Source organism: Microbacterium sp. TS-1, assembly GCF_000509385.1.
Classification (GTDB): Bacteria; Actinomycetota; Actinomycetes; order Actinomycetales; family Microbacteriaceae; genus Microbacterium; species Microbacterium arborescens.
This window is the reverse complement of record NZ_BASQ01000002.1, coordinates 531376-551056: the sequence shown is the minus strand read 5'-3', so window position 1 is coordinate 551056 and position 19681 is coordinate 531376. Positions and strand designations below refer to the sequence as shown.

20 protein-coding genes are annotated in these 19681 nt (G+C 69.6%); 3 read left to right on the top strand and 17 right to left on the bottom strand.

Annotated elements, in window-relative coordinates; all coding sequences use genetic code 11:
* Positions 1–14: 14 nt before the first annotated feature.
* The 9 genes from MTS1_RS15275 to MTS1_RS15235 form a co-directional block, all read right to left on the bottom strand.
* Positions 15–995 (bottom strand): NADP-dependent oxidoreductase, encoded by a 981-nt coding sequence (locus MTS1_RS15275; RefSeq protein ID WP_023955572.1) that lies wholly within the window; start codon positions 993–995, stop codon positions 15–17.
* A 123-nt stretch (positions 996–1118) separates the two neighbouring features.
* Positions 1119–2561 (bottom strand): MFS transporter, encoded by a 1443-nt coding sequence (locus tag MTS1_RS15270; RefSeq protein ID WP_023955570.1) that lies wholly within the window; start codon positions 2559–2561, stop codon positions 1119–1121.
* Between the two features lie 222 nt (positions 2562–2783).
* Positions 2784–3134, bottom strand: coding sequence for a hypothetical protein (locus MTS1_RS15265; protein ID WP_023955568.1), 351 nt, complete (start codon positions 3132–3134; stop codon positions 2784–2786).
* Positions 3135–3174: 40 nt separating this feature from the next.
* The gene (gene ribH, locus MTS1_RS15260) at positions 3175–3648 is read right to left on the bottom strand and encodes a 6,7-dimethyl-8-ribityllumazine synthase (RefSeq protein WP_023955566.1); all 474 of its coding nucleotides are present in this window, start codon (positions 3646–3648) and stop codon (positions 3175–3177) included.
* Positions 3645–4964: a bifunctional 3,4-dihydroxy-2-butanone-4-phosphate synthase/GTP cyclohydrolase II gene (locus MTS1_RS15255; protein WP_023955564.1), complete on the bottom strand. Its 1320-nt coding sequence runs from the start codon at positions 4962–4964 to the stop codon at positions 3645–3647. The genes ribH and MTS1_RS15255 overlap by 4 nt, the downstream gene beginning before the upstream one ends.
* Complete coding sequence (locus MTS1_RS15250; RefSeq protein ID WP_023955562.1) at positions 4961–5593, bottom strand: riboflavin synthase; 633 nt, start codon at positions 5591–5593, stop codon at positions 4961–4963. The genes MTS1_RS15255 and MTS1_RS15250 overlap by 4 nt, the downstream gene beginning before the upstream one ends.
* A complete protein-coding gene (ribD, locus tag MTS1_RS15245) occupies positions 5593–6675 on the bottom strand; it encodes a bifunctional diaminohydroxyphosphoribosylaminopyrimidine deaminase/5-amino-6-(5-phosphoribosylamino)uracil reductase RibD (protein ID WP_023955560.1) in 1083 nt (360 codons plus the stop codon). The genes MTS1_RS15250 and ribD overlap by 1 nt, the downstream gene beginning before the upstream one ends.
* Before the next feature lie 260 nt (positions 6676–6935).
* Positions 6936–7799, bottom strand: coding sequence for an Fpg/Nei family DNA glycosylase (locus tag MTS1_RS15240; RefSeq protein WP_023955558.1), 864 nt, complete (start codon positions 7797–7799; stop codon positions 6936–6938).
* 69 nt (positions 7800–7868) lie between these two features.
* On the bottom strand, positions 7869–8432 hold the full coding sequence (locus tag MTS1_RS15235) for a GNAT family N-acetyltransferase (protein WP_023955556.1): 564 nt from the start codon (positions 8430–8432) through the stop codon (positions 7869–7871).
* Between the two features lie 388 nt (positions 8433–8820).
* Here MTS1_RS15235 and MTS1_RS15230 point away from each other — a divergent pair, with 388 nt between their 5' ends.
* Positions 8821–9702: an endonuclease domain-containing protein gene (locus tag MTS1_RS15230; RefSeq protein WP_052007920.1), complete on the top strand. Its 882-nt coding sequence runs from the start codon at positions 8821–8823 to the stop codon at positions 9700–9702.
* A 180-nt stretch (positions 9703–9882) separates the two neighbouring features.
* On the opposite strand, the gene MTS1_RS15225 is transcribed toward MTS1_RS15230, so the two are convergent.
* From MTS1_RS15225 to sdhC, 8 genes are all read right to left on the bottom strand, one after another.
* Positions 9883–10413, bottom strand: a complete 531-nt coding sequence (locus tag MTS1_RS15225) for a hypothetical protein (RefSeq protein ID WP_023955552.1) — start codon at positions 10411–10413, stop codon at positions 9883–9885.
* Complete coding sequence (gene trpS, locus MTS1_RS15220) at positions 10406–11410, bottom strand: tryptophan--tRNA ligase (RefSeq protein ID WP_023955550.1); 1005 nt, start codon at positions 11408–11410, stop codon at positions 10406–10408. Before trpS ends, MTS1_RS15225 begins: the two co-directional genes overlap by 8 nt.
* Before the next feature lie 75 nt (positions 11411–11485).
* Positions 11486–12355: an exodeoxyribonuclease III gene (locus MTS1_RS15215; RefSeq protein ID WP_023955548.1), complete on the bottom strand. Its 870-nt coding sequence runs from the start codon at positions 12353–12355 to the stop codon at positions 11486–11488.
* 3 nt (positions 12356–12358) lie between these two features.
* Entirely contained in the window at positions 12359–13519 is a 1161-nt protein-coding gene (locus MTS1_RS15210; RefSeq protein ID WP_023955546.1) for a YihY/virulence factor BrkB family protein, read from the bottom strand.
* 57 nt (positions 13520–13576) lie between these two features.
* Complete coding sequence (locus tag MTS1_RS15205; RefSeq protein WP_023955544.1) at positions 13577–14347, bottom strand: succinate dehydrogenase iron-sulfur subunit; 771 nt, start codon at positions 14345–14347, stop codon at positions 13577–13579.
* The gene (gene sdhA / locus MTS1_RS15200; protein ID WP_023955542.1) at positions 14347–16173 is read right to left on the bottom strand and encodes a succinate dehydrogenase flavoprotein subunit; all 1827 of its coding nucleotides are present in this window, start codon (positions 16171–16173) and stop codon (positions 14347–14349) included. Before sdhA ends, MTS1_RS15205 begins: the two co-directional genes overlap by 1 nt.
* A gap of 46 nt (positions 16174–16219) precedes the next feature.
* Entirely contained in the window at positions 16220–16663 is a 444-nt protein-coding gene (locus MTS1_RS15195; protein WP_023955540.1) for a succinate dehydrogenase hydrophobic membrane anchor subunit, read from the bottom strand.
* The gene (gene sdhC / locus MTS1_RS15190) at positions 16663–17097 is read right to left on the bottom strand and encodes a succinate dehydrogenase, cytochrome b556 subunit (RefSeq protein WP_023955538.1); all 435 of its coding nucleotides are present in this window, start codon (positions 17095–17097) and stop codon (positions 16663–16665) included. The genes MTS1_RS15195 and sdhC overlap by 1 nt, the downstream gene beginning before the upstream one ends.
* Positions 17098–17286: 189 nt before the next feature.
* Between sdhC and MTS1_RS15185 the strand changes: the two genes are divergently transcribed.
* Entirely contained in the window at positions 17287–18402 is a 1116-nt protein-coding gene (locus MTS1_RS15185; RefSeq protein WP_023955536.1) for a mannose-1-phosphate guanylyltransferase, read from the top strand.
* Between the two features lie 127 nt (positions 18403–18529).
* Positions 18530–19642, top strand: a complete 1113-nt coding sequence (locus tag MTS1_RS15180; RefSeq protein WP_023955534.1) for a BMP family protein — start codon at positions 18530–18532, stop codon at positions 19640–19642.
* Positions 19643–19681 lie beyond the last annotated feature (39 nt).

Genomic DNA, 19681 nt, shown 5'->3' with positions numbered 1-19681 from the left:
GGGCGCGATCGGCGCTACGACTCGATGACCTCGCGGGCCTTGCGGATCCGCCGAGGGTTCACGGGGTGCGTGGCGAGCACGACCTTGCCCCGGGAATGCAGCTTCTGAAGGTCGTCGTACGCCTCGGCGACATCGGCGAGCGGGTAGAAGCCCGACACGAGCGGAGAGACCACCCGCTTCTCGGCGAGCTCGACGACCTTTCGCAGTTGCGCCGTGCCGTGGGCGACGGCGTCGGGGCTGTCGGAGAGCAGGGCCACCTCGCGATCGCGACGATCGGCGCTCGACCGGAACCGTCCCGCGGGCACGCCGAGAGCCTCCGCTATCTCGTGCCCGTCCTGCCCGAAGTTGTCGATGAACGCTGTCACGCCCCCGGGTGCGATGGCGCGGATTCGCTCGACGATCCCCTCGCCGTAGCGAACCGGCTTCACGCCGAGCTGGCGCAGATAGTCGAAGTTGCGCTCGCCGCACGTGCCGATGACGCGCGCGCCGCGGTGCATGGCGATCTGCGCCTCGATGCTGCCGACGCCACCGGCCGCCGCCGAGATGACGACGGTGTCGTCGGCGCCGATCTTCAGCTCGTCGAGGATGTCGAGGGCCGTGGTGCCCGCGAGATACAGCCCGCCTGCTGTCTCGAAGGTCACGGCGCGAGGCTTGCGCACCAGCCGGTCCACCGCGACCGTGACATGGCTCGCATGCGCACCCGACCGCAGATGACCGACGACATCGGTGCCGACGGGGAACCCGCTGGTGCCCGGGCCCGCAGCGATGACGGTGCCTGCGAAGCAGCTGCCCGAGCGGCGCGGATAGGGATCGTCCCACTCCTTCTCGGCACCGGAGCGCACGAACCCGTCGATGTGGTTGAGCCCCATCGTGATGACCTCGACCGTCACCTCGCCGGCGGCGGGTTCTGGCAGCGGTCGCTTCACCAGACGCAGGACCTCAGGACCTCCGGGCGCGTCGTATTCGACGACCGCTGCCTCGGTGACTTTTCTCATGGCACCCTCCTGACCTGAATGTGAATCAGACAGTAGACCGCGCATCCGGGGGCGGGGAGAGCTTGACAAAGACGGATGCCGCGAGCCCGAAGGCCCGCGGCATCCGTTCGTCCGGAGTCGGGATCAGCGCGTGGCTGCCGCGTCGCCGATGTTGGTGTCGTACTCGGAGTCCTTGGTCTCCTTCGACAGCCACAGGGCGATGAAGGTGAGCACGGCGGATGCCGTCAGGTACACGCCGACGAGCCACGTCGATCCGCCCGCGAGCGCCCACAGGGTCGTCGCGATGCTGGGGGCGACGGCCGCGCCGAGGATCGACGCCACGTTGTACGAGATGGCCGAGCCGGTGTACCGCACGTTGGTCGGGAACAGCTCGGGGAGGAGCGCCCCCATCGGACCGAACGTCGCGCCCATGAGCATGAAGCCGAGTACGAGGAACGCCTGGACGAGCGCGCCGGTGAACTTCGGGTCGAGCTGCGGCGCGAGGAACACCGCGAACAGCAGGCCGAACACGGCGATGACCCCGGTGACCCACAGCAGCAGCTTGCGGCGGCCGATCGCGTCGGCGACGGGGCCCGACAGCAGCGTGAAGATGCCGAAGAAGATGACGCCGACGATCTGCATGATGACGAAGTCGGTGAACCCGAACCCAAGGCCCGGGACGTAGGCCGCGGCATCGAACGTCGCTCCCGACGCCTCGGCGGTCGCCTGCGCGGCCTCGAGGGTCGGCTTGGTGCCGTACGCGAGGGTGAAGCTCGTCATGAGGTAGAAGAGCACGTAGGTCGCGAGCATGATGAACGTGCCGAGGATCAGCGCGCGCCAGTGGCCGCGGATGACGGATCCGAGCGGGAACTTGCGGATGGCGCCGGTCTTCTCCGCCTTGGCGAACGTCTCGCTCTCGACGAGCTTGAGACGCACCCACAGGCCGACGATGACCATGACCGCCGAGAACAGGAACGGCACACGCCAGCCCCAGGCGAGGAACTCCTCGGAGCGCTGAGCCGGGCCGTCGGGGTGGGGCAGCGCGAAGTAGATCACGAGGAAGACCGAGTTCGCGATGATGAACCCGATCGGAGCGCCCAGCTGGGGGAAGGTTCCGTACCAGGCGCGCTTGCCCTTCGGGGCGTTCTCGGTGGCCACGAGTGCCGCTCCCGACCATTCGCCGCCGAGGGCGAAGCCCTGAGCGAGGCGCAGCACGAGAAGCAGCAGGGCCGCCCACCAGCCGATGTCGTTGAAGGTGGGGAGGCATCCGATGAGGATCGTCGCGATGCCCATCGTCAGGAGCGACGCGACGAGGGTCGCCTTGCGGCCGAACTTGTCGCCGAAGTGACCGAAGACGACGGCGCCGATGGGGCGGGCGATCATCGCCGCGCCGAAGACCGCGAACGAGGCCAGGAGCGACGCGGTGTCGTCGTCGCTCGGGAAGAAGAGGATCGGGAAGACCAGGACGGCCGCGGTCGCGTAGACGTAGAAGTCGTAGAACTCGATCGTGGTGCCGACGAGGCTGGCGGTGATGACGCGGGAACGGGGGTTCGCGGGCGCGGCGGGGGCCGCGGTGGCGGATGACATGTGCGGTGTGATGCCTGTCTGGGAGAACGGGTGAGCGCCCTCGTGGGAGCGTGCCGGTGGGCGGACGTCCGAGGCGGGGTGGTGCGGCGGACGCTCGACGCGGGGATCACCGGCGGCGTCGACGGTGTCGGCGACGCACGATCGTCCATTCTACGGCGGATGCCGCGACCCGGCGTCCGAGTCGCGGCATCCGCCGTGCGTGGTGGGCCGGGGCCCGCGTCGTCAGCGCCAGAGCACCGCGATCGCGACGTTGGCCACCGTGCCGATTCCGATCAGCCAGAAGATGGCGGCGGGAACCGACCGGGTGCGCTTCTGGCGGGCCGAGCCGATGCCCAGCAGCGCACCGATCACGAGCAGGATGACGAGCTTGACGGCGATCTTCGTGTAGTTGAACTCGTGGTCGGTTCCCCACGGTGCTGCCAGGGCGAGCCCGGCGACACCGGCGACGAGGAGGCCGTAGCTCATGACCCGCGTGATGCGGCGGGCACCGAGGGCTTCGACGAGCCAGGCGCCGAAGAGCGTGGCGAAACCGATGAGGTGGACGACGAGGACGATTCCGCGGAGCGTTTCCATACCCTCAGCCTAGCTGAAGGTGTGGGGTTCCGACACGGTGTCAGCCGCGAAGCGTACGCAGCGTCAGCGCGGTGCGCAGCGCGGCATCCGCGGCCTCGGCACCCTTGTCCTCCTTCGAGCCGGGCAGACCCGCCCGGTCGATGCCCTGCTGCTCGTCGTCGAGGGTGAGCACGCCGAAACCGACCGGCTTGCCCGTGTCGATCGCGACGCGCGTCAGCCCGTCGGTGGCCGCCGACGACACGAAGTCGAAGTGCGGTGTGCCGCCGCGGATGATGACGCCGAGGGCGACGACGGCATCCGCTCCGGAATCCAGCGCGGCCTTCGCCACCACCGGAAGCTCGAAGGATCCCGGCACGCGCACGAGGCGCCAGGCCGCACCCGACTCCTCGAGCACGCGCTCGGCGCCGGCGATGAGGCCGTCGGTGATGACGTCGTGCCACTGGCCGGCGACGACGACGACCTTCAGGTCGCTCGCGTCGATCTGCTGGCGTTCGGGGGCGCCGTGTCCGCTCATGCGATGTTCTCCGAGTTCTGTCGGGGGTCGGTGGTCTCGTCCGCGGTGGCTGCGGCCGTGCCGCGGGCGAGCGCCGCGCTCAGCTCGGCGTCGTCGATGATGTGCCCCATGCGGTCGCGCTTCGTGGCGAGATACTGGTGGTTGTTGGCGCCCACGCCGACGAGCAGGGGAACCTGCTCGGCGATGTCGAGGCCGAGCGCGCGCAGCTGCGACACCTTGTCCGAGTTGTTCGTCAGCAGCCGGATGCTGCCCACGCCCAGGTCCGCGAGGATGCCGGCCGCCGCCGCGTAATCGCGGGCGTCGGCGGGGAGCCCCAGTGCGAGGTTCGCATCGAGGGTGTCGAGCCCGCGCTCCTGCAGCTGGTAGGCCCGGAGCTTGTTGATGAGGCCGATGCCGCGACCCTCGTGCCCGCGCATGTAGATGACGATCCCGCCGTCGCGGTCGATCGCGTCGAGAGCGGCATCCAGCTGCGGTCCGCACTCGCACTTGAGCGAGCCGAACGCCTCGCCCGTGAGGCACTCGGAGTGAACGCGCACGAGCGGGGCGGCCTCGGTCAGGTCGCCCGAGACGACCGCGATGTGGTCGGTCCCGGTGACGCGATCTTTGTAGGCGAGGAACCGGAACGCGCCGTGCGAGGTCGGCACCTGCGCCTCGGCCCGCAGGCTCACGCGGCGCCGGTTCGATGCGGCACCGCCGGCGGGACGCGGGTCGGTCTCGTCGAGGTGTGCGATGAGCTGCTCGATCGTGATGACCGGGATGCCGTCGCGCTCACCGAGCTCGAGCAGACCCGGCATCCGCATCATCGAACCGTCATCGGCCACGATCTCGGCGATCGCGCCGACCGGCTCGAGACCGGCGAGCTGCATGAGCTCGACCGCGGCTTCGGTGTGACCGCTGCGCTCGCGCACGCCGCCCTCGACGGCGCGCAGGGGGAGGATGTGGCCGGGGCGGATGACGCTGCCCGGCGTCGACGCGGGATCGGCCAGCACCGTGAGGGTGCGGGCCCGGTCGGCGGCGCTGATGCCGGTGGTCACGCCCTCGGCAGCGTCGACCGAGACGGTGTAGGCGGTGCCCCGAGCGTCCTCGTTCGTCTCGACCATCGGGGGGAGGTCGAGGCGATCGGCCCACTCGGCGGGCATCGGAGCGCAGATGAAGCCGCTCGAGTGACGGACCGTCCATGCGATCCACTCGGGCGTGGCGAGGGCGGCCGACAGGATGACGTCGCCCTCGTTCTCGCGGTTCTCATCGTCGGCGACGATGATCGGCTTTCCGGCCCGCAGCGCGTCGAGCGCTTCGGAGAGGGGAGAAAGGCTCATCGGGAGCCTCCTTCGTTCGAAAGGGTGGTGAATGCCAGCAGCCGCTGGACGTGTCGGGCGAGGATGTCGGTCTCGAGGTTGACCGCGTCGCCGGCGATCCGGTCGCCGAGCGTCGTCGCGGCGAGGGTCTCGGGGATCAGGGAGACCTCGAGCCACGCCTCCGGCACGATCGCGGCGCTGACGTCGCTGACGGTCAGCGAGACGCCGTCGACCGTGATCGAGCCCTTGTCGACGACGAGCGGGGCGAGATCTGCGGGCACCGAGATGCGCAGGACGCGCCACTGCTCGCCGGGACGCACTTCCAGGACGCGGCCGAGGCCGTCGACATGTCCCTGCACGATGTGCCCGCCCAGGCGGGTGTGCGCCGCGAGCGCGCGCTCGAGGTTCACGGCCCGGCCCGGCTCGATCCCGGTGAGGCTCGACACGTCGAGGGTCTGGCGCATCACGTCCGCCGTGAACCAGTCGTCGCCCTGATCGACCACCGTGAGGCAGACGCCGCTGACGGCGATGGAGTCGCCGTGGCCGGCATCCGACACCGCCTTCGGCGCACGCACGGTGATCCGCACGCCGTCACCCGACGGCTCGACGGCGACGACCTCGCCGATCTCTTCGATGATTCCGGTGAACATCAGGCGTCTCCTTCGGACGGGGATGTCGGGGGCACGGGGGAGGCGATCACCAGCAGGTCGTCGCCGAGAGTCTCGATCGAGCTCACGCGCAGACGTCGCTGGTCGGCGATCGTCTCGACGCCGAGCGAACGCAGCGCCGGGCGGTCGTCGCCGGCTGCGCCGGAGCCGATGAGCGTCGGAGCGATGTAGGCCAGGATCTCGTCGGCGAGTCCGGCACGCACGAACGCGCTCGCGATGGTCGGGCCGCCCTCGACGAACACGCGCTGCACACCGAGTTCGCGCAGCTCCGCCATCAGCGAGGGCTCGTTGGAGCTCTCGCCGCCCAGGTTCTCGCCGTCGCGGTGCAGGAACGGCAGCGGATGACGGCGAACGAGCGCGTCGTCGGGCACGGCACGCTGGCCGAGGATGACGGGCATCGGCTGCCGGTCGTGCAGGCTGCCGTCCGGTCGCCGGGCGGTCAGAGCGGGGTCGTCCGAGAAGAGCGTGCCGGTGCCCACGACGATGGCATCGGCCTCGCTCCGGCGGCGGTGCACGTCTGCGCGCGCGGCGGGGCCGGTGATCCACTGGCTCGTGCCGTCGGCGGCCGCGGCGCGACCGTCGAGCGACTGCGCCCACTTCACGGTGACGTGCGGACGACCGAGGCGTTGCACGGTCAGCCAGTCATGGATGAGGGCTCGGCCCTCGTCGGCGAGCACTCCGTCGACGACGTCGACCCCGCCATCACGCAGGCGCTGCGCCCCGCCGGCCGAGGCGTCGCCCGGGTCGGACGCCGAGTAGACCACACGCGCGACGCCGGCCTCGATGAGCGCGAGCGCGCACGGGCCCGTGCGGCCGGTGTGGTTGCAGGGCTCGAGGCTCACGACGGCGGTGGCGCCGCGGGCGGCCCCCGCGGGCAGCTGAGAGAGGGCGTCGACCTCGGCGTGCGGAGTGCCCGCGCCGCGATGCCAGCCCTCCGCGAGCACCGAGCCGTCGGGCGCCAGGAGCACGGCGCCGACCTGGGGGTTCAGCCCGCGCGGACCGTTGCCGGCGAGCTCGAAGGCACGACGCATCGCGGCGATCTCGCGGTCGGTGGTGCCCGGCATCCTTCGTCCTTCGGTCAGTCTCCGGGGACGCGGGTGGGCGCGCGCAGCGCGAACGCTGCCGTGCTTCCTCTCATCCGGACTAGCGACTCGCGTCGCATCACCGTCGGTCCCGGAATTCCACCGGATCAACCTCTCGGCCCGAGGGCCTCGAGGGTCGCGGACTCTCACCGCCGGTTCGGATTCTCACCGACCCCGGAGCACGTTCAATACTCCGATCGTACTCAACGCGCGGACGCTCGCGGCATTCCCGACTTCCGCCGTCACTTGAGCAGGCGTGAGAGCCGGCGATCGGCGAGCAGCTTGCCGCCGGTCTGACACGTCGGGCAGTACTCGAGGCTGTTGTCGGCGAAGAAGACGCTGCGCACCTCGTCGCCGCACACCGGGCACGCTTCGCCGCGGCGGCCGTGGACCCGCATCCCGCGGCGCTTCGCGTCCTTCAGATCGGCGGGCGGCTTGCCGGATGCCGCGGCGACGGCTTCGGCCAGCGTCTCGCTGAGCGCCGTATAGAGCCGGTCGATCTCGGCGTCGTCGAGGTTCGCCGCCAGTGCGTACGGAGACAACTTCGCGACGTGGAGGATCTCGTCGGAATAGGCATTGCCGATTCCGGCGACGATCGACTGATCGCGCAGCACGCCCTTGATCTGCGTGCGGCGGCCCGCCAGCAGGCTCGCGAGGGCGTCGCGGTCGAACGAGGGATCCAGCGGGTCGGTACCGAGTCGTGCGATGCCCGGCACCTCGGCCGGATCGCGGACGACGTAGACCGCGAGCGACTTCTTCGTGCCGGCCTCGGTCAGATCGAAACCGGAGTCGTCGTCGAACCCGACGCGCAGCGCGATCGGGGTCTTGCCGGGGCGGATGACGGTCGACGGCAGCGCGTCGTACCAGCGCAGCCATCCCGCCTTGGCGAGGTGGAACACGAGGTGCGTGCCGCTGTCGGTGGCGAGGTCGACGAACTTGCCGTGGCGGGCTGCGGCGGCCACGGTCGTGCCCTCGAGGGTCTCGATCGGCGGGTCGTAGGTCTTCAGGGCAGAGATCGCGCTGACACGGGCTTTCGTGATTCGGCGCCCGGCGAGGCGACCGCCGAGGTAATCGACGAGTCCCTGCACTTCCGGCATCTCGGGCATGGCGTCATCCTGGCACGCACCACCCCCACCGGGCACGGGGTTGCGCGCGGCGGCGCTGCCGGTCGGGGTTCAGTCGGTGAGGATCGGCCAGGGCTGCGGGGCGCGGTCGTCGGTGGGCAGGATGCCGGCGATCCAGCCGTCGTGGCGGCCGCGGATGTCGGACAGGCCCTGGCGCAGCATCCCCTCGTACCGGAACCCGAGGCTGCGTGCGGTCCGCGCCGAGGCGATGTTGCCGGCGACAGCCCGCCATTCGATGCGCGCGAGCGCCAGCGGCTCGGCGAACCCGAAGTCGATGACAGCACGGGCGGCCTCGCTCAGGTAGCCGTGCCCGCGCGCCGGCGCGCTCATCCAGAACCCGATCTCCGCGGCACCGCCCGGGCTCACGCGATGGAGGCCGATCATGCCGATCCAGGCGCCCTCTCGGCGGATGCCCCACGTCAGCTCGGACTGTTCGTCCCACCAGCCTGCGGCCTTCGCGACGAAGTCCTCGGCGTGCTCGCGCGTATAGGGAGATGGCAGGGTCGTCCAGCGCGGCACCTCGGGGTCCTGAGCCGCGGTCGTGATGGCATCGACGTCGTCGAGCGTGGGGATCGACAGCTCGAGCCGCGCGGTACGCAGGGTCACCGGTTCCATCCCCCGACCCTACCGAGGTCGGGCCCGGCCCCGGCCCCATGGCTGCGCCGCGAACAGGCTCATCCCGGTGTCGCCGTGCCGAGCGGCCGCAGGCCCCGTCCTCAGCCTGCTGACGGCACGCGCTTCAGCTGATGCGGATGCCGGGGCCGATCAGCCGACATCCCGAGCCGCGATGAAGGACGCCTCGTCGGGCGCGTGCCGAGGGGAGCCCAGCCGTGCCGTCAACAGGCTGGCGGCGCCAGGGTGCCTCTCATCGCGCGGAGTGCGGCGCCTGAGCCTGTCGGCGGCACGGATCAACGACTTCCGCACAGGCGGCGGGCGAGTTCAACTGTTCACAATTGTCTTCCGCGCCGGCCCCGCACGGGACCACGGACGACACCGTGTCGGCATGGACCCTCACGCCTCGTCAGCCTGGCTTCCCTCAGAGATCATGGAGTTGCATTGCTGGTCGACATCCGATCTGCGCGCGGGTGGTCTCCGCAAGCGCGACATCGCGGATGCCGTCGCCGCCGGCCGACTCGTGAGGCCTCGGCGGGGCTCGTACCTCGTCGCCGATGCGCCACCATCCGCCGCCGCCGCAGTATCGCTCGGCGGCCGTCTGACCTGTGTGAGCCTGTTGCGCCTCCTCGGGGTGTTCGTCCTCGAGCCCAGCGGGCCGCACGTGCAGCTGCCGCGCACGGCCTCGCGCGTGCCGACGCCTGAGGTGGGCGCGGGATCGAGGCCGGTGCTGCACTGGACACCTCCCGTCGCTCCGCGCCCCAGATGGTTCGTCTGCTCGAGCATCATCGACGCGCTGGTCCGCGCGGTGCAGTGCCAGTCACCCCGAGCTGCTGTCGCCACGCTCGACAGCGCGCTCCACCTCAGGCTTCTCAATGCCGCGGATCTCGACACGGTCTTCGCCGCGCTGCCCCTCCGATACCGCCCTCTCCGGCGTCTGATCGACGCGCGAGCCGAATCCGGACCGGAGACGCTCATGCGGCTCCTCCTGCGCGGAATCGCCAAGACGGTCGAGATACAGGTGCGCATCCCTGGAGTGGGACGAGTCGATCTGCTGGTCGATGGATGGCTGATCGTGGAGTGCGACAGCGATGCTCATCATTCTGGGCTCGACGCGCGGCGACGAGACGGCGCCCGCGATCTCGCGGCCGCAGCCCTGGGGTACCTGACTCTGCGCCCGATGGCGTCGGACATCATGTGGCGCCCGGATCGCGTCCTCGAAGCCGTGCGCGGCGGCCTCAACCGCGGAATTCGGCCGGTTTCCGCGCGCTGACGCTCGCCGGGCGGATTGCCAGTGTTTTGTGCGTGCCGTGCGCAGGCTGAAACGGCTGGCGGCGGGCTGTCGAGGCGTGGAGCGCGCGCTAAGCCTGTTGACGGAACAGGGATGCGGCGAAGACGGCGTTGTCGGTCCGCTGGCGCCTGACCCGCCAGTGAGGACGCGGCCGAGGCGGGATCAGACCGACGGGTTCTGCGAGATGTAGACCGCCATCGCGGCGAGGTTCGACAGTGGGGCCATGGCACCGTTGCGGGGCGCGTCGAAGACCATCGCCTCGACGCCGGCCTCGGCGTAGGACGCGACCCAGGCCGCCGCCGAGGGAAGCGGCACGGCGAGCAGGCGCGACGCCTCCTCCTCGGGCAGGCCGAAGCCGAGCGCGGCTTCATGCGCCCGGTCGGCTGTGGAGAACGCGAAGATCACCGCGCCTTCGTCGGAGCGCAGGGCGAAGGGAGTGGGCTCGTCGTCGGAGCCTCGGGCGATGAAGAGCCAGCGGTCGAGCGCGAAGGCGGCACGCCAGAGCCGCTCCTGCACCGCGGCGTCGGCGGGGGCGGCCTTCGACGCGGCCGCAGCCTCGTCGAGCGCCTCGATCAGCGCGGGCGCGGGCTCGGCCGGCATCTGTGCGGGACCGCCCGGCGTCGCGGCATCCGGGCCGCCCTCGGCCGCAGCAGGCAGCTCCGGGTCGCGCTCGGTGGATTCGTTGTCAGACACGACGCAGCAGTCCCAACTTGTCGTAGACGTCACCGAGGGTGCGGTCGGCAACCTCGTCGGCGCGCGAAGCGTTCGACGCGAGCACCCGGTCGAGCTCGGCGGGGTCGTCGAGCAGCTCGAGGGCCCGCTCGCGGACCGGTCCGAACTCGGAGACGACGACCTCGGCCAGGCCCTTCTTGAAGTCGCCGTAGCCGCGACCGGCGTACTCGTCCTCGATCGAGGGGATCTGACGGCCGGTCAGTGCTGCGTAGATGACGAGGAGGTTCGACACGCCGGGCTTGTTCTCGCGGTCGTAGCGCACCGAGCCCTCCGAATCGGTGACGGCGCGCATGATCTTCTTCGCCGACACCTTCGGGTCGTCCAGCAGCCACAGCACACCGGCATCCGACTCGGCCGACTTCGACATCTTCGCGGTCGGGTTCTGCAGGTCGTAGATGCGGGCGGTGTCCTGCTGGATGACGGGCATCGGCACGCGGAACGTCTCGCCGTAGCGCGAGTTGAACCGCTCGGCCAGAGTGCGCGTCAGCTCGACGTGCTGCTTCTGGTCGTCACCGACCGGCACGATGTCGGTCTGGTAGAGCAGGATGTCGGCGGCCATGAGCACGGGGTAGGTGAACAGCCCGACATTGGTGGCGTCGGCGCCGTACCGCTGCGACTTGTCCTTGAACTGCGTCATCCGGCCGGCCTCGCCGAAACCGGTGATGGTCGAGAGCACCCAGGCGAGCTCCGCGTGCGCGCGGACGTGCGACTGCACGTAGAGCGTCGAGCGGGAAGGCTCGATACCCGCCGCGATGTACTGGGCCGCGGTACGCCGGGTCTTCGCGCGCAGCTCAGCCGGGTCGTTCGGCTGGGTCAGGGCGTGCAGATCGACGACGGAGAAGAATGCGTCGTAGGTGTCCTGCAGGTCGCGCCACTGCATGAGAGCCCCGATGTAGTTGCCGATCTGGAGCGAATCGGCGGACGGCTGCATTCCGGAGTACAGGCGGGGCTTGGTCACCAGAGAAGTCTACGGGCGTCCTCCCCAGCCCTGTCGCCCCCAGCCCTGTCGTCCCGGTCGCCCCCGGTCGTGGGGTCAGCCCGGGAAGACGTAGTCCGCCACGACGGGGGCGTGATCGCTCCACCGGGTGTCCCACGACGGCGCGCGCACGACGTGGTAGTCGGCGACTCGCTCCGCGAGCTGCGGTGTGGCGAGGTGGTAGTCGATGCGCCACCCGGTGTCGGTGTCGAACGCCTTTCCGCGGTTGGACCACCACGTGTAGGGGCCGTCGACCTCGCCGGCGAAGGTACGGCCCACATCGACCCATCCGAGACCCGTGCCCCGTTCACCGTCGACGGTGTCGATCTCGACGCCCGCGGGGGCGGTGAACCGGTCGAAATACGCGCGCTCGCGCGGAAGGAAGCCCGCCTTCTTGCGGTTGCCGCGCCAGTTGCGGATGTCGAACTCGCGGTGCCCGACGTTCAGGTCGCCGGTGATGACGGCGAGCTCGCCGAGCTGCGGCATCCGCTTCTCCATCGCATCGAGGAAGGCGTACTTCGCGACCTGCTTCTCGGTGTCGGCCTCGCCGGTGAAGACGTACGCGCTGACGACCGTGAGGTGTTCTCCCGCGACCTCGATGTCGGCCTCGACCCAGCGACCCTTGGAGTCGAGGTCGTCGTCGCCGAGTTCGATGCGCCACACGTCGAGGGGCTCGCGGGCGGCGATCGCGACGCCCGCGCGCCCCTTGGCGAGCGCCTCGTCCGAGACGAAGTGCCAGCCCGGCAGCGCCGCCGCGAGATCGGAGGCCTGGGCGCGGACCTCTTGGAGGGTCAGGATGTCGACGTCGGCGGTCTCGAGCCACTCGTGCATGCCCTTGCGAGCGGCGGCGCGGATGCCGTTGACGTTGACGGAAGCGATGCGAAGACGGCGTGACACGTCTGCCAGCGTAATCGCGACCGCCGACATGGCTCAGCGAGCGGCCCGCTCCTCCGCATCGAGGCGTCGGAGCAGCTCGCGAGCCCGATTCACGTCACGCCGCGCGGGAACGCGCTTCCACCACCCGGCCTCGGCGAGAGCATGCTCGGCGTCGCGCAGCTGCGCCTCGGCCACCACGCGCAGGGCCCGTCGCTCGTCGGCGCGGCGCTCCTCCTCGGTCTTGACCTCGAGCGGGATGTCGTCATCAGCGGCCGACACCGCGACCCATGAGGACGCGACGAGGATGACGATTCCGGCGAGGCGCAGCCAGAGGAGGAACCCGATGAGCACCGAGAACGTCGCGAGGAGCGGGTTCGTGGGGGAGTAGACGGCGAGGAAGCCCGCACCCAGCTGCAGGACGCTCAGCGCGGTGCCGCCGAAGATCGATCCGGGGATGATCTTCCGCCACGGCAGCGCGGTGCCGGTGAGGAATCGGATGAGCGCCGTGAGGGCGGCGGCGTTGATGACGATCGCGACCAGCACCGACGCGAGCCGGCTCAGCACGTCGATCGTCGTCGACTCGTAGGGGATCTCGAAGAGGTCGAACAGTTGCCGGACGATGCCACCGGCGACGAGGCCGAGCGCGGCGCCGAGCACGAGCACGAGGCCGAACAGCAGGGCGGCGCCGAAGTCGCGCAGCTTCAGGAGCACGTAGTTGCGCGTGTCGAAGGGGAGCCCGAAGATGTCGCGCACGGCGCGGCGGGTGAACGTCACGAAGCCGATCGCCGTCCAGATCGCGACCGCAAGCGCGACGGCACCCGTCACCGCCAGGACGCTGCCGCTGTTGCGGGCGATGTCGGCGACGTCGCTCGGCGAGACGGGACCGCTGCCGGAGATCAGGCCCGGGATGTAGCTGTTGACGACGTCGATCAGGGCGTCGATCGCCATCGACGAGCCGCCGAGCCAGAGGCCGACGACGGCGAACGCCGTGTAGATCGTGGCGAAGAGGGCGAAAAGCGACTGATAGCTGATGCTCGCCGCGAGGAGGAAGCCGTTGTGGCGCAGGAAGTGGCGCCAGACGCGGATCGGGAACCAGCCGAGCGTGCGACGGGTGATCGTCGTCGCACGCTCGATGGGCTGGTCGAGGCGCTCGCGCAATCGGGACGAGTCCCACCGTTCGCGAAGCGCATCTGTCGCCGAGGGGTCGGGATCCACGCCTTCGAATCTACCCGCGGGGGACGGTCAGCTGCTCGGGCACGGGGCCCGCCCGGCTTAACGACCGCGCAGAACCGCCTGCTTGACCTCGGCGATCGCCTTGGTGACCTCGATGCCGCGCGGGCATGCCTCGGTGCAGTTGAAGGTCGTGCGGCAGCGCCACACGCCCTCCTTGTCGTTGAGGATGTCGAGACGAACGTCGCCGGCGTCATCGCGCGAGTCGAAGATGAAGCGGTGCGCGTTGACGATCGCGGCGGGGCCGAAGTACTGGCCGTCGGTCCAGAACACGGGGCACGACGAGGTGCACGCGGCGCACAGGATGCACTTGGTGGTGTCGTCGAAGATCTCGCGGTCGGCGATCGACTGGATGCGCTCCTTGCCGGCCTCGGGCTTCGAGTTGGCGATGAGGAACGGCTGCACCTCGCGGTAGGAGGCGAAGAACGGCTCCATGTCGACGACGAGGTCCTTCTCCAGCGGCAGGCCCTTGATCGCCTCGACGTAGATCGGCTGCGAGATGTCGAGGTCCTTGATGAGCGTCTTGCAGGCCAGGCGGTTGCGGCCGTTGATGCGCATCGCGTCCGAGCCGCAGATGCCGTGGGCGCAGGAGCGCCGGAAGGTCAGCGATCCGTCGACGTCCCACTTGATCTTGTGCAGGGCGTCGAGCACACGGTCGGTCGAGTAGAGCTCGACGTCGTAGTCGACCCACCTCGGCTCGCTGTCGACCTCGGGGTCGAAGCGCCGGATGATGAAGGTGACCAGGAACGACTGGATGCCGGTGTCGTTCGCCGCCTCGGCAGGGGCCGCGGCATCGGTTTCGACGATCGTCATCAGTACTTCCTCTCCAGCGGCGGGTACCGCAGTTCGCCGGCCTCGTTCTTGGTGAACACGACGGGCTTCCAGTCGAGCCGGATGTGGTCCTCGGCGTGCGACGAGTGGGGGTCGCCCGAGAGGTAGGCCATCGTGTGCTTCATGTAGTTCTCGTCGTCACGCGTCGGGAAGTCGTCGCGCATGTGTCCGCCACGGCTCTCCTTGCGGTTGCGCGCGGCGACCACGACGACCTCGGCGATGTCGAGCAGGAAGCCCAGCTCGACCGCCTCGAGCAGGTCGGTGTTGAACCGCTTGCCCTTGTCGTCGACGTGGATGTTCTTGAACCGCTCGCGCAGGTCGGCGATGACGTCCATGACGTGCAGGAGCGACTCCTCGGTGCGGAACACCTGCGCGCCCTTGTCCATCTCGTCCTGGAGCGTCTTGCGCAGGACGGCGATGCGCTCGGTGCCGGGGTTGTTGCGCACGCCCTCGATGAGCTCGCGGACCTCCTTGGCGGGGTCCTCGGGCAGCGGCACGAAGTCGGCGGTCTTGACGTACTCGACGGCGTTGCGGCCGGCGCGCTTGCCGAAGACGTTGATGTCGAGCAGCGAGTTGGTGCCGAGGCGGTTCGAGCCGTGCACCGAGACGCACGCGCACTCGCCGGCGGCGTAGAGGCCCGGGACGACGGTGGTGTTGTCCGCGAGGACCTCGGCCTTGACGTTGGTGGGGATGCCGCCCATCGCATAGTGCGCGGTGGGCATGACGGGAACGGGCTCGACGACCGGGTCGACACCCAGGTAGGTGCGGGCGAACTCGGTGATGTCGGGGAGCTTGGTCTCGAGGACCTCGGCGCCCAGGTGCGTGCAGTCCAGCAGCACGTAGTCGCGGTGCGGTCCGGCGCCGCGGCCCTCGGCGACCTCCTGCTGCATGCACCGCGAGACGATGTCGCGGGGAGCGAGGTCCTTGATGGTGGGGGCGTAGCGCTCCATGAATCGCTCGCCCGACGCGTTGCGCAGAATCGCGCCCTCACCGCGCGCGCCTTCGGTGAGAAGGATGCCGAGACCGGCGAGGCCGGTCGGGTGGAACTGGAAGAACTCCATGTCCTCGAGCGGCAGGCCCTTGCGCCAGACGATGCCGACGCCATCGCCCGTGAGGGTGTGGGCGTTGGAGGTCGTCTTGTAGATCTTGCCGAAGCCGCCGGTGGCGAAGACGACGGCCTTCGAGTGGAAGACGTGCAGGTCGCCGGTTGCCAGGTCGTAGGCGACGACGCCCGCGGTCTGGGTCGAGCCGTCGGGGGCGGTCACCGTGATGAGGTCGAGCACGTAGTACTCGTTGAAGAAGTTGATGCCGAGCTTGACGCAGTTCTGGAACAGCGTCTGCAGGATCATGTGGCCGGTGCGGTCGGCGGCATAGCAGGCGCGGCGGACCGGGGACTTGCCGTGGTCGGCGGTGTGGCCGCCGAATCGGCGCTGGTCGATCTTGCCGTCGGGCGTGCGGTTGAAGGGCAGGCCCATGTTCTCGAGGTCGATGACCGCGTCGATGGCCTCCTTCGCGAGGATCTCGGCCGCGTCCTGGTCGACGAGGTAGTCGCCGCCTTTGACGGTGTCGAAGGTGTGCCACTCCCACGAGTCCTCTTCGACGTTGGCGAGCGCCGCCGCCATGCCGCCCTGTGCCGCACCGGTGTGCGAGCGGGTCGGGTAGAGCTTCGAGATCACCGCGGTGCGGGCGCCCGGACCGGCTTCGATCGCCGCCCGCATGCCGGCGCCGCCGGCGCCGACGATGACGATGTCGAACTGGTGGTAGTGGATGCCGTCCTTGACGACGACCTCTTCGGTCTGGGTGCTCACGGGGCGAGCCTTTCGTTGCTGTGATTCACGTCGTCGGAGCGCAGGGTCAGCCCTGGCAGGTCTCCCAGAGCATGCTGTCCGCCGTCACTCCGAGGCAGGGGTCGAAGGTGAACACGACCAGGGTGCCGAGCAGGATCAGCAGGCCGGCCGAGAGCCAGATGGCCCAGACGAGGACCTTCCGCGCCGTTGCACCGGTGACGTAGTCGTTCACGATCGTGCGCATACCGTTCGCGCCGTGGATCAGGGCGAGCCACAGCATGAGGACGTCCCACCACTGCCAGAACGGGCTGGCGAACTTGCCCGCCACGAACGCGAAGTCGATGCCCTTGATGCCCTCGCCGAGCATCAGGTTGACGAAGAGGTGGCCGAAGATCAGGACGACCAGCAGCACGCCGGAGGCGCGCATGTAGACCCAGCCCCACTTCTCGAGGTTGGCGCCCTTCTTGCGGACCTGCGGGCTGCGGGGAGCGGCAAGGGTGTCGGCGGTCATCAGTGACCCCCTCCAATCTCGGAGAGAACGATGGGCACGTGACGGGCAGCGAAGCCGATGATCGTGACGGCCCAGACAGCCAGCACGCCCCACCACAGCTGACGCTGATGACGCGTGGCCCACGGCCACAGGTCGACCGCGATGATGCGCAGGCCGTTGAAGGCGTGGTACACGATCGCGGCGACGAGGGCGACCTCGCCGAGACCCATGATCGGGTTCTTGTAGGTGCCGATGACGGCGTCGTAGGCCTCGGGCGACACGCGGATCAGCGCGGTGTCGAGCACGTGGACCAAGAGGAAGAAGAAGATGGCCACGCCGGTGATGCGGTGAAGCACCCACGACCACATGCCCTCGTTGCCGCGGTACAGCGTGCCGCGCGGGGTCTTTGAGGTGGTCTGGGCTACCGACGGTGTGACGCGTGCTGGTGCAGACACGGTCGTCCTCCCTGGATCGAACACGGTTCGTGGGGGCGATCGATGCCCCGGTGGGGTGGTTGACCCCCGGCGTCACATGGGCGCACAACGATTCTAGGCCGGGAAAATGACGCGGGGCGACGAAGGGCACCCTAAAGAAACGGGGTTCTTGCGCCGGGGCGAGGGCCGGGGCCCCGGTACGCTCGGAGGATGGTCGACGAGATCCCGGACTTCTACGCCGTCATCCCCGCCGGAGGGGTGGGCAGCAGGCTGTGGCCGCTGTCGCGTGCCGACGCGCCGAAGTTCCTGCACGACCTCACGGGGTCGGGGCACTCGCTGCTGCGCGACACGTGGGACCGGCTCGCGCCGCTCTCCGGTCCCGACCGCATCGCCGTCGTCACCGGTCGCGCGCACCGCGCGGCCGTCGAGGCTCAGCTTCCCGGCATCCCCGACAAGAACGTCTTCCTCGAGTCGGAGCCGCGCGACTCCGCGGCCGCGATCGGTCTGGCTGCCGCGATCCTGCACCGACGGCATCCCGACGTCATCGTCGGCTCGTTCGCCGCCGACCACGTCATCCGCGGCAGCCGGGTGTTCGAGTTCGCGGTCCGCGACGCGGTCGAGGTCGCGCGCGAGGGCTACATCTGCACGATCGGGATCACCCCCTCCGAGCCCGCGGTCGGCTTCGGCTACATCAAGCGCGGGGGCGAACTCATCGTCGAGGGCGCCCGTGACGCCTCCCTCGTCGAGCGATTCGTCGAGAAACCCGATCTCGAGACCGCACGTGCCTACGTCTCCGACCGGTCGTATCTGTGGAACGCGGGCATGTTCATCTCGCGCGCCGACGTCCTGCTGGCCGAGATCGAGGCCAACAGCCCCGAGCTGCACGCGGGGCTGCTCGAGCTCGCCGAGGCCTGGGACGATCGCGACCGGCGCGGGCCCGCCGTCGACCGCATCTGGCCGAAGCTGAAGAAGATCGCGATCGACTACGTCGTCGCCGAGCCGGCTGCCGAGAAGGGCAAGCTCGCCGTGGTTCCCGGGCACTTCGACTGGGACGACGTCGGCGACTTCGCGAGCCTCGCGAAGCTCAACTCCAACGGGCGCAAGAACGACCTCGCGATCCTGGGAGAGAACGCGCGCATCCTGTCGGACGCCGCCAGCGGGATCGTCGTCAGCCACACCTCGCGCGTCATCAGCCTCATCGGCGTCAAGGACATCGTCGTCGTCGACACCCCCGACGCGCTTCTGGTGACTACGAGCGAGAACGCCCAGCGGGTCAAGCACGTCGTCGACGCCCTCAAGCTGACGGGCCGCGGCGACGTTCTGTGACGCGCACATTGCGTCTTTGTAACCATTCGCGGGGCGCGGTGCGTCCGGCGTGCAAGCCGGGCGAAACAGTAGGTAACTTCATTCCAGCCGCCGCGAAGTCCGCGGCGCCTTCAATGTGGAGGCTGCATTGACACTCTCGACCCCTCAGAAGCTCGTCGGCATCACAGCTGCCGCGGGCCTTCTCGTCGCCCTCGCCGGTTGCGGAGCCGCACCCGATGAGGCCGGCGGATCCGCCGCACCCGAGGCGGGCTCGGACTTCACCCCCTGCCTCGTCTCCGACGAGGGCGGCTGGAACGACCGTTCGTTCAACCAGTCGGCCAAGGAAGGCATGGATCGCGCGGCCAAGGAGCTCGGCGTGGAATCGATCGAGGTCGAGTCCACCACCGAGAACGACTACGGCCCCAACCTCGAGACGCTCGTCTCGGAGGGCTGCGACCTCATCGTCGCCGTCGGGTACAAGCTCGCCCCGGCCACCGTCGCGTCGGCCACGGCGAACCCCGACATCGACTACGCGATCATCGACGACTACGCCGACACCGACTTCGACGGCAAGACCGACGCGCCGAACATCAAGCCGCTGGTGTTCAACACCGCGGAGGCCGCCTACCTCGGTGGCTACGCGGCGGCCTCGTGGTCGGCCGAGGCAGGCGTCAACAAGGTCGGCACGTTCGGTGGCGACAAGTTCAACTCGGTCACCGTCTTCATGGACGGCTTCCAGCTGGGCGTCGAGAAGTACAACGAGGACAAGGGCGCGAACGTCGGCGTCGTCGGCTGGGACATCACCGCTCAGGACGGCAACTTCACCGGCGGCTTCACCGCCAACGACACCGCCAAGCAGGTCGCCCAGGGCATCCTCGACCAGGGTGTCGACGTGATCCTGCCCGTCGGCGGCCCGATCTACCAGAGCGCCGCGCAGGCGATCCGCGAGGGCAACCGCGATGTCGTGATGCTCGGTGTCGACAGCGACCTCGCCGTCTCGGACGACACCGTCGCCGACCTGACGCTCGTGTCGATCCAGAAGGCGATCGACGTCGCCGTCTACGACGCCACCGTCGCCGCCCAGAGCGGTGACTTCACGACCGACCCGTACGTCGGCACGCTGAAGAACGAGGGCGTCAAGCTGTCGAGCTTCCACGACTTCGAGTCGCGTCTGCCGGCCGGTCTCGCCGACGAGCTGACCGCCCTGCAGGAGGCTATCGTCGCCGGTGACATCACCGTGGACTCGCCGAACTCTCCGTGAGCTCATGAGTCGTCGGGGCCGGGGAACGAAAGTTCCCCG

Excerpts from the sequence above, each read along its gene's own strand:
- ribD (WP_023955560.1), bottom strand. The coding sequence starts at position 6,675 with ATGCCGGGCACCACCGACCGCGAGATCGCCGCGATGCGTCGTGCCTTC.
- MTS1_RS15250 (WP_023955562.1), bottom strand. The coding sequence starts at position 5,593 with ATGTTCACCGGAATCATCGAAGAGATCGGCGAGGTCGTCGCCGTCGAG.
- MTS1_RS15265 (WP_023955568.1), bottom strand. The coding sequence starts at position 3,134 with ATGGAAACGCTCCGCGGAATCGTCCTCGTCGTCCACCTCATCGGTTTC.
- MTS1_RS15185 (WP_023955536.1), top strand. The coding sequence starts at position 17,287 with ATGGTCGACGAGATCCCGGACTTCTACGCCGTCATCCCCGCCGGAGGG.
- MTS1_RS15255 (WP_023955564.1), bottom strand. The coding sequence starts at position 4,964 with ATGAGCCTTTCTCCCCTCTCCGAAGCGCTCGACGCGCTGCGGGCCGGA.
- MTS1_RS15230 (WP_052007920.1), top strand. The coding sequence starts at position 8,821 with ATGGACCCTCACGCCTCGTCAGCCTGGCTTCCCTCAGAGATCATGGAG.
- MTS1_RS15275 (WP_023955572.1), bottom strand. The coding sequence starts at position 995 with ATGAGAAAAGTCACCGAGGCAGCGGTCGTCGAATACGACGCGCCCGGA.
- MTS1_RS15205 (WP_023955544.1), bottom strand. The coding sequence starts at position 14,347 with ATGACGATCGTCGAAACCGATGCCGCGGCCCCTGCCGAGGCGGCGAAC.
- MTS1_RS15235 (WP_023955556.1), bottom strand. The coding sequence starts at position 8,432 with ATGGAACCGGTGACCCTGCGTACCGCGCGGCTCGAGCTGTCGATCCCC.
- MTS1_RS15195 (WP_023955540.1), bottom strand. The coding sequence starts at position 16,663 with ATGACCGCCGACACCCTTGCCGCTCCCCGCAGCCCGCAGGTCCGCAAG.
- ribH (WP_023955566.1), bottom strand. The coding sequence starts at position 3,648 with ATGAGCGGACACGGCGCCCCCGAACGCCAGCAGATCGACGCGAGCGAC.
- MTS1_RS15240 (WP_023955558.1), bottom strand. The coding sequence starts at position 7,799 with ATGCCCGAGATGCCGGAAGTGCAGGGACTCGTCGATTACCTCGGCGGT.
- MTS1_RS15270 (WP_023955570.1), bottom strand. The coding sequence starts at position 2,561 with ATGTCATCCGCCACCGCGGCCCCCGCCGCGCCCGCGAACCCCCGTTCC.
- MTS1_RS15215 (WP_023955548.1), bottom strand. The coding sequence starts at position 12,355 with ATGTCGGCGGTCGCGATTACGCTGGCAGACGTGTCACGCCGTCTTCGC.